General features: G+C 71.2%; 8 protein-coding genes. 2 read left to right on the forward strand and 6 right to left on the reverse strand.

Features of this window, described 5'->3' with window-relative positions:
* The first annotated feature begins 365 nt into the window (after positions 1-365).
* Positions 366-1,853, forward strand: coding sequence for a glycine betaine/L-proline transporter ProP (proP, locus tag BST28156_RS16785; RefSeq protein ID WP_060241751.1), 1,488 nt, complete (start codon positions 366-368; stop codon positions 1,851-1,853).
* Between the two features lie 130 nt (positions 1,854-1,983).
* On the opposite strand, the gene BST28156_RS16790 is transcribed toward proP, so the two are convergent.
* Positions 1,984-2,190: a hypothetical protein gene (locus tag BST28156_RS16790; RefSeq protein WP_081077136.1), complete on the reverse strand. Its 207-nt coding sequence runs from the start codon at positions 2,188-2,190 to the stop codon at positions 1,984-1,986.
* A gap of 165 nt (positions 2,191-2,355) precedes the next feature.
* Positions 2,356-2,985 (reverse strand): glutathione S-transferase family protein, encoded by a 630-nt coding sequence (locus tag BST28156_RS16795; RefSeq protein WP_174902806.1) that lies wholly within the window; start codon positions 2,983-2,985, stop codon positions 2,356-2,358.
* A gap of 211 nt (positions 2,986-3,196) precedes the next feature.
* On the opposite strand from BST28156_RS16795, the gene phaZ reads away from it, so the two are divergent.
* Positions 3,197-4,441, forward strand: coding sequence for a polyhydroxyalkanoate depolymerase (gene phaZ, locus BST28156_RS16800; RefSeq protein ID WP_174902807.1), 1,245 nt, complete (start codon positions 3,197-3,199; stop codon positions 4,439-4,441).
* Here phaZ and BST28156_RS16805 read toward each other — a convergent pair.
* The 4 genes from BST28156_RS16805 to BST28156_RS16820 all read right to left on the reverse strand — a co-directional run.
* Positions 4,428-5,096, reverse strand: a complete 669-nt coding sequence (locus tag BST28156_RS16805) for a phosphoribosyltransferase (protein WP_174902808.1) — start codon at positions 5,094-5,096, stop codon at positions 4,428-4,430. The genes phaZ and BST28156_RS16805 overlap by 14 nt on opposite strands.
* Before the next feature lie 141 nt (positions 5,097-5,237).
* Positions 5,238-5,759, reverse strand: a complete 522-nt coding sequence (locus BST28156_RS16810) for a phospholipase D-like domain-containing protein (protein WP_060241743.1) — start codon at positions 5,757-5,759, stop codon at positions 5,238-5,240.
* A 106-nt stretch (positions 5,760-5,865) separates the two neighbouring features.
* Positions 5,866-6,798, reverse strand: a complete 933-nt coding sequence (mdcH, locus tag BST28156_RS16815) for a malonate decarboxylase subunit epsilon (protein WP_174902809.1) — start codon at positions 6,796-6,798, stop codon at positions 5,866-5,868.
* Positions 6,795-6,957, reverse strand: a 163-nt coding sequence (locus BST28156_RS16820; protein WP_174902810.1) for a triphosphoribosyl-dephospho-CoA synthase, incomplete at its 5' end; no start/stop codon positions are given. The genes BST28156_RS16820 and mdcH, both read right to left, overlap by 4 nt.

Here is a 6,957-nt window from a genome sequence, read left to right on the forward strand (position 1 = left end):
GTTTCAACATTCAATTTCTGCCCATTCGATTTTGGGCGAAGTCTGTCCGCCCGTGGCGGGCCGGGGCTTCGACCGGAATCGCATCCACAGAGAAGCGCGCCCGAGCGGCTCGCTTTTTCTCGTTTCGTCGCCCTTCCGGGCGTCCGCCGGAACACCGGACTTCGTCCGCGCCGGCATCTGCCGCCAGCATCACGCGGCCCATTCTTCATGAGCGCACTGTCGCGACGGCCCATCGGGCCCGCGTCGAAGCAAGCCCTTGCGCAGTAAGCGCTTAATGGCCTGCCCCGACGCGCCGCACACGACACCGCGCTTGCCGGCAAACCGTGTCGGACGGCTCGCCCGTTCCGGCGCAGTCAAAGGAGTGCATGACCTTGACCGCAACACACGTCAGCCCGACCGCTGTCTCTTCTTCCCCTTCGTCGTCCGGCGAGGCCCCGCTCGCCGCGGACGACATTACCGTCGTCGACCAGAGCCTGCTCAAGCGCGCCGTCAGCGCGATGGCCATCGGCAATGCGATGGAATGGTTCGACTTCGGCGTCTACAGCTACATCGCCGTCACGCTCGGCAAGGTGTTCTTCCCGTCCAGCAGCCCGTCCGCGCAGCTGCTCGCGACCTTCGGCACGTTCGCGGCCGCGTTCCTCGTGCGCCCGCTCGGCGGCATGGTGTTCGGCCCGCTCGGCGACCGCATCGGCCGCCAGCGCGTACTCGCGATGACGATGATCATGATGGCCGTCGGCACCTTCGCGATCGGCCTGATCCCGAGCTACGCGTCGATCGGCATCATGGCGCCCGTGCTGCTGCTGGTCGCCCGCCTCGTGCAGGGCTTCTCGACCGGCGGCGAATACGGCGGCGCCGCGACCTTCATCGCCGAATTCTCGACCGACAAGCGCCGCGGCTTCATGGGCAGCTTCCTCGAGTTCGGCACGCTGATCGGCTACGTGATGGGCGCGGGCGTCGTCGCGCTGCTCACTGCGTCGCTGTCGCAGGAAGCGCTGCTGTCGTGGGGCTGGCGCGTGCCGTTCCTGATCGCGGGCCCGCTCGGCCTGATCGGCCTCTATATCCGGATGAAGCTCGAGGAAACGCCGGCGTTCAAGCGCCAGGCCGAGGAGCGCGAAGCGCAGGACAAGGCCGTGCCGAAGGCGCGCTTTCGCGAAACGCTGCTGCGCAACTGGCGCGCGCTGCTGCTGTGCGTCGGCCTCGTGCTGATCTTCAACGTCACCGACTACATGGTGCTGTCGTATCTGCCGAGCTTCATGTCGTCGACGCTGCACTTCGACGAATCGCACAGCCTCGTGCTGGTGCTGCTCGTGATGGTGCTGATGATGCCGATGACGCTCGCCGCCGGCCGCCTGTCCGACCGGATCGGCCGCAAGCCGGTGATGCTCGCCGGCTGCGTCGGCCTGTTCGTGCTGTCGATCCCGGCGCTGATGCTGATCCACGCGGGCACTACCGCGTCGGTGTTCGGCGGCCTGCTGATCCTCGGCGTGCTGCTGTCGTGCTTCACCGGCGTAATGCCGTCGGCGCTGCCGGCGCTGTTCCCGACCGAGATCCGCTACGGCGCGCTCGCGATCGGCTTCAACGTGTCGGTGTCGCTGTTCGGCGGCACGACGCCGCTCGTGACCGCGTGGCTCGTCGACGTGACCCACAACCTGATGATGCCCGCGTACTACATGATGGGCGCCGCCGTGATCGGCGTCGTGTCGGTCGTCGCGCTCGCGGAAACCGCGCGCCAGCCGCTGAAGGGCTCGCCGCCGGCCGTCGCGACGCGCCGCGAGGCGCACCAGCTCGTGCGCAAGCTGCGCGACGAGGACGAATCGGAGCTGTACGGCGTCGTCTCGACCGCGCGCGCCTGAGCGCGGCAATGAAAAAGCCCCGGCGGGAACCGGGGCTCGATCGCACGGCCGGCTGCCCGGCCCTCACATCCGCCCGACCGGTGCATGCGCGCCGGCCGGGCTTTTTTTCATCTGCGCGTTGTGCGCGCCGTCATGCCTGCGCTTCGCAGTGACGGCAGAAGATCAGTGCGCGCGAGCGCGCCACGGCCGCCTGTGCGCCGCGTGCAGCGACGATCAGGCCGACCTGGCCGAGATTGAAATCGCGCTCGACCATCAGCTGCGTCAGCGCGGCCAGCGGCAACAGGACCGACGGGTGGTACAGGCTCGATTCGATCAGGGCTTTCATCATCGGCTCCATCTGGCAACGCGCTATTCGATGGAGTGGATTCTAGGGATCGTCGCCATCCGGATAAACCGCAGGAAAGCGAAGTCACTTGTCAGCGCCCAAGAACAATCGACGGCAGTCGGGGGCGGTGCATGCGGGCCGCCGCTGTCCGCCCCTCCCGCCGGCCCGGCCGTCGCTTCAGTCGAGCGGCGTCTCGACGAACGCCGGCAGCGCCTCCGCACGCGCGGAATGCGCGGCGAGCGCCGGATAGCGGGCCGGATCGATCCGCGCGAGCGGCGCAAAATCGGCCGCCATGAACTGCGTGAAGCGCCACGCGATCGCCGTCGTCACGTCCGGCTGCAGCAGCCGCGCGCCGCCGAACCAGCCGTGCGCGGCCGCGACCAGCGGCTCGAGCGCGTCATACGCGGCCTCGAGCTGGCTCAGCACGCGCTCGAGCCACGGTTCGTGCTGCTTGTCGGTCGGCCGCAGCATCTGCTCGTAGACGACCTGCACGGTCTTCTCGGCCGCCGCGAGCGCGAAGCCGACCGGCACCAGCGCGCGCAGCCGCGCGTCGGGCGCGTCGGGCAGCAGACGCCGTTCCGGCGCGACGCGGTGGTCGAGATAGTCGACGATCAGCGACGAATCGATCAGCGTCGCGCCGTCGTCGGTCACGAGCGTCGGCGCCTTGACGACCGGATTGACCGTCCTGAACCGGTCGAAGTGACGGAACACCGACAGAGGCTCGTGTTCGAACGGTAGGTCGAGCAGCTTCGCCGAAATGGCGACGCGGCGCACGAACGGGGAATCCAGCATGCCGATCAGCTTCATCGCAAACGCTCCGCTTGAGGGAATGGGACCGACGACTGTAGCAGCGTCGCGCGGGCGCGCCTAGCGCGGCGTGCGCGTGCCCGCGACATCGCACGGTGCCGACCGGGCCGACACCCGCCCCGTGTCGACCGATACGCGTCAACACCCATCCCGCTGCCCCGCAACCGTGACCATAATGCAGGTTCACGCCTTCTCCATCGCGAGGTCCGCCATGTGGTATGCCCTCGTCGAGCAGCAGCGGGAATGGATGCGCGCGTGGCGCGACGCGACGCGGCACGCGTTCGACGCGTGGCCGGCGGCGACGCTGCCGCATGCTGCGTCGTCGTGCTACGACGACCTGTTCGAGCCACTGCTCGGGCCGCCGGCCGGACCGCCGTGCTTCGACATCGGGCCGCTGGCCGTCAACGGCCGCCACCTCCCCATCGACGAGCGGATCGCCGCGCACACGCCGTTCTGCGACCTGCGCCGCTTCGCTCGCGCCGGCGCCGCGCGCACCGTGCTGCTGTGCGTGCCGCTCGCGGGTCATGCGGCCGTGATGATGCGCGAAACCGTCGAGACGCTGCTCGCCGACGGCGACGTATCCGTGACCGACTGGATCAATGCGCGCGACATCCCGCCCGCCGCGGGCCGTTTCGGGCTCGACGAATACGTGGCGATGCTCGACGGCTTCCTCGATGCGCAGCTGGACGACCGACGCCCGTTGCACGTCATCGCGGTGTGCCAGGCCACCGTGCCCGCGCTCGGCGCGCTCGCGCTGCGCGCCGGCCGCGGCCTCGCGCCGCCGGCGAGCGTCGCGCTGATCGGCGGCCCGCTCGATGCGCGCGTCAACCCGAGCGCGCTCGGCACCGCCGCCGCGTCGCATTCGCTCGCGTGGTGCCGCCGTCACCTGATCGACATCGTGCCGCCCGGCTTTCGCGGACACGGTCGCCACGTGTTCCCGACCTATCTGCAGCAGGGCGAGATCGCGCTGTTGTACCCGCAACGCTTCCTGACGCTGATCGACGACTATGCGCGCGCCGCGTCGCGCTTCGACACGCCCGCGCTCGCCGCGGCACGGCGCGCGCTGCGCGAATACACCGCGCTGCTCGACATGCCGGCCGAGTACTTTCTCGATACCGTCGATGTCGTATTCCAGCGCATGTGCCTCGCGAACGGCACGTGGGACGTCAACGGCCGGCGCGTCGAGCCGGCCGCGCTGCGCGGCATTGCGCTGCTGACCGTCGAAGGCGCGCGCGACGCCGTCACGGGCGCCGGGCAGACCCATGCGGCGCTCGACCTGTGCCGCGGCCTCGCCGCCGGCGAACGGCAGCGGCTGGACGTCGACGACTGCGACCACTACGGGCTTTTTTGCGGCGCACACTGGACCGGCGAAGTGCATCCGGCGCTGCAGCGCCTGTTCGCACGGGCCGAGGGCGCGCGGCCGGCGCCGCGTGCACGGAGAATCAGGCGGAGCTGAGATCGCCGCCCGGTTCGCGCGCCGCGTCGAGCAGCCTGCGAACCTCGTCGTCGCCGGTCTGTTCGAAGCGGGCATAGAACTGGCTGATGCCGAACAGCGACAGCGGCCATGCGACCGCGACGAACGCATCGGCGAGCGTGTCGAACGCATACCGCGCGCTCGCCGGCGCGACCGGCACCGCGGCGATAATCCGCGCCGGATGGCGTTCGCGCAGCGCCTGCAACGCGACGCGCATCGATGCGCCGGTCGCGACGCCATCGTCGACGACGATCGCGGTGCGCCCTTCGACCGGCAGCGGCGCCCGCGCGCCGCGATAAAGGGCCTCGCGGCGCTTCAGCTCGTCGGTCTCGCGCGCGATCGTGTCGGCGAGCTGCGCATCGGTCACGCCCATCGAGCGGATCACCGCATGCTGCAGATGAATCGCGCCGCCCGTCGCGATCGCGCCCATCGCGAGCTCGGGCTCGTACGGCACGCCGAGCTTGCGCACGACGAGTATGTCGAGCGGCGCGCGCAGCGCCCGCGCGACCGGATACGCGACCGGCACGCCGCCGCGCGGCAACGCGAGCACGACGACGTCGCCGCGCCCCGCGTAGTCGTGCAGCGCGCCTGCGAGCCGGCTGCCCGCGTCGGCACGATCGGCGAAACACTCGGTCATGATCGGCTCCCTGCCCCTGCGCCGGCCTTGCGCGACGTGCGCCGGCGCCCTTGCTAACGAGCTTGGTGCATCGACGCCGTCGATGCAAGCGGGGTCATACCGGCCCAGGTCAGGACGCGGCCTGCGTGCGCACGCGCCGCGTCAGAGACCGCCCGCCTGCCGGTACAGGCGCCAGAACGATTGTGCGTAGGATTGCGCGAGCTCGGGCGCGCGACGAAACACGTTGACCGTCTCGGCACGCGCGGCCGCGTCGCCGGACAGCGTCGTCAGCGCGACGCTGTCGTCGACGATCACGAAGCGCGGCGCCGGATCGCCATGTCGCGAGTCGATCGCGACGTCGATGCCGGCCGACTTCAGATAGCCCGCGCCGCTGTACTTGCCCGCGTGCGCCGAACGCACGAGCACGACGCGCACCTCGATCCCGCGCGCGCGGGCGGCCCGCAGCGCGCTCGCGACGGCCGGCGGCACGTACGCATAGCCTGCCAGCAGCACGCGGCGCTGCGCGCGTTCGATCAGGTCGACGGTCGCGTCGGCTGCCGCGTTGTCGTATGAAAAATAGGCGCCGACGGACGCGGCGTCGGACGGAATCTGGGCGGCGTGGGCGGTCGCCGCGCAGCCGAGCGCGGCGACGAGTAAAGCGGCTGGTCTCATGGCGGGCGCCATTGTAGCGACGCCAATTCGCGTGGCAAGCGGCGGTCGCGACGGTGCTGCGTCGGCGCAACACACCGTGCGAAACAGCCGCCCGGCGCACGCGTCGCCGCGCGTGCGATCAGCCTGCGGCGACCCTCGCAAGCCAGTCCGTCACGCCGTCGATCGAGCGGAAATCGGCGAGGCTGCGCGCCGGCAGCGCCGGGTACGCGCCGCTCGCCATGTCGGCCAGCGCACGCCCGGGCCCGAGTTCGAGAAACGCGGTCGCGCCGGCCTCCACGCATGCCGCCAGGCACGCGGCCCACTCGACCGGCTCGGCGATCTGGCGCGCGAGCTTGTCGAGCCCGGCGTCGACGTCGAGCACCGACGCGCCGTCGATCCCGGAGAACAGCCGCGTACCGGGCAGCGGCCGGCGCACGCGCAGCGCGGCGAGCGACGCGCGAAACACGGGCACGGCGGCCGCGAGCCGGCGCGTGTGGGACGCGATCCGCACGCACACGGGCGCGACGCGCTGCGCGCCGGCATGCGCGGCATCGTTTGCCACCGCATCGACATCGGCCTGCGTCCCGGCGACCACAAACGCATCGCCGGGATTGGCGATCGCGATCGCGGCCTCGCGGCCGTCGCAAAGCTGCGCGAGCTGCGCGCGCGACAGCCCGCGCACGAACGCCATCCGCTCGTCGCCGTCGCTCGCGGCGTCCATCGCCTGCGCACGCGCGGCCGCCAGATCGAGCGCGTCATGCGGATCGACGATCCCCGCGACGCTCCACGACGCGACTTCGCCGACGCTGTAGCCGGCCACGCAGCGCCGGCGCGGCCATGCCGCTTCGAGCAGCGCAGCGGCCGCCAGCGCCTGCACCGTGCAGAGAATCTGCGCGGCGCGGTTCTCGCGCAGCGAGTCGGGGTCGGCCTGGCGGACCCACGTGCGCGGATCGTCGCCGAGCAGCCGGCCCGCGTGCGCGAACAGCGCGTCGGCCTGCGGCGCGGCGCCGGTCAGATCGAACATGTCGGCGCGCTGCGCGCCTTGTCCCGAGCAGAGTATGGCCAGCGTCATCGCGTCGCCTCGTCCGGTTCGAGCGCATCGACGAACACGCTCATCGCGAGCAGGTCGGCCGCACCGCCCGGGCTCAGCCGCCGCGCGACGAACGCGCGATGCGCGGCAGCCGCGCGCAGCCGCCAGTCGCGCGCGCGCACGCCGCCGCGCGCGACGAAC

This window comes from Burkholderia pseudomultivorans (assembly GCF_902499075.1).
Taxonomy (GTDB): Bacteria; Pseudomonadota; Gammaproteobacteria; order Burkholderiales; family Burkholderiaceae; genus Burkholderia; species Burkholderia pseudomultivorans.

Coding starts and splice junctions, on each gene's coding strand:
- proP (WP_060241751.1), top strand. CDS start 366: ATGACCTTGACCGCAACACACGTCAGCCCGACCGCTGTCTCTTCTTCC.
- BST28156_RS16790 (WP_081077136.1), bottom strand. CDS start 2,190: ATGGAGCCGATGATGAAAGCCCTGATCGAATCGAGCCTGTACCACCCG.
- BST28156_RS16795 (WP_174902806.1), bottom strand. CDS start 2,985: ATGAAGCTGATCGGCATGCTGGATTCCCCGTTCGTGCGCCGCGTCGCC.
- phaZ (WP_174902807.1), top strand. CDS start 3,197: ATGTGGTATGCCCTCGTCGAGCAGCAGCGGGAATGGATGCGCGCGTGG.
- BST28156_RS16805 (WP_174902808.1), bottom strand. CDS start 5,096: ATGACCGAGTGTTTCGCCGATCGTGCCGACGCGGGCAGCCGGCTCGCA.
- BST28156_RS16810 (WP_060241743.1), bottom strand. CDS start 5,759: ATGGCGCCCGCCATGAGACCAGCCGCTTTACTCGTCGCCGCGCTCGGC.
- mdcH (WP_174902809.1), bottom strand. CDS start 6,798: ATGACGCTGGCCATACTCTGCTCGGGACAAGGCGCGCAGCGCGCCGAC.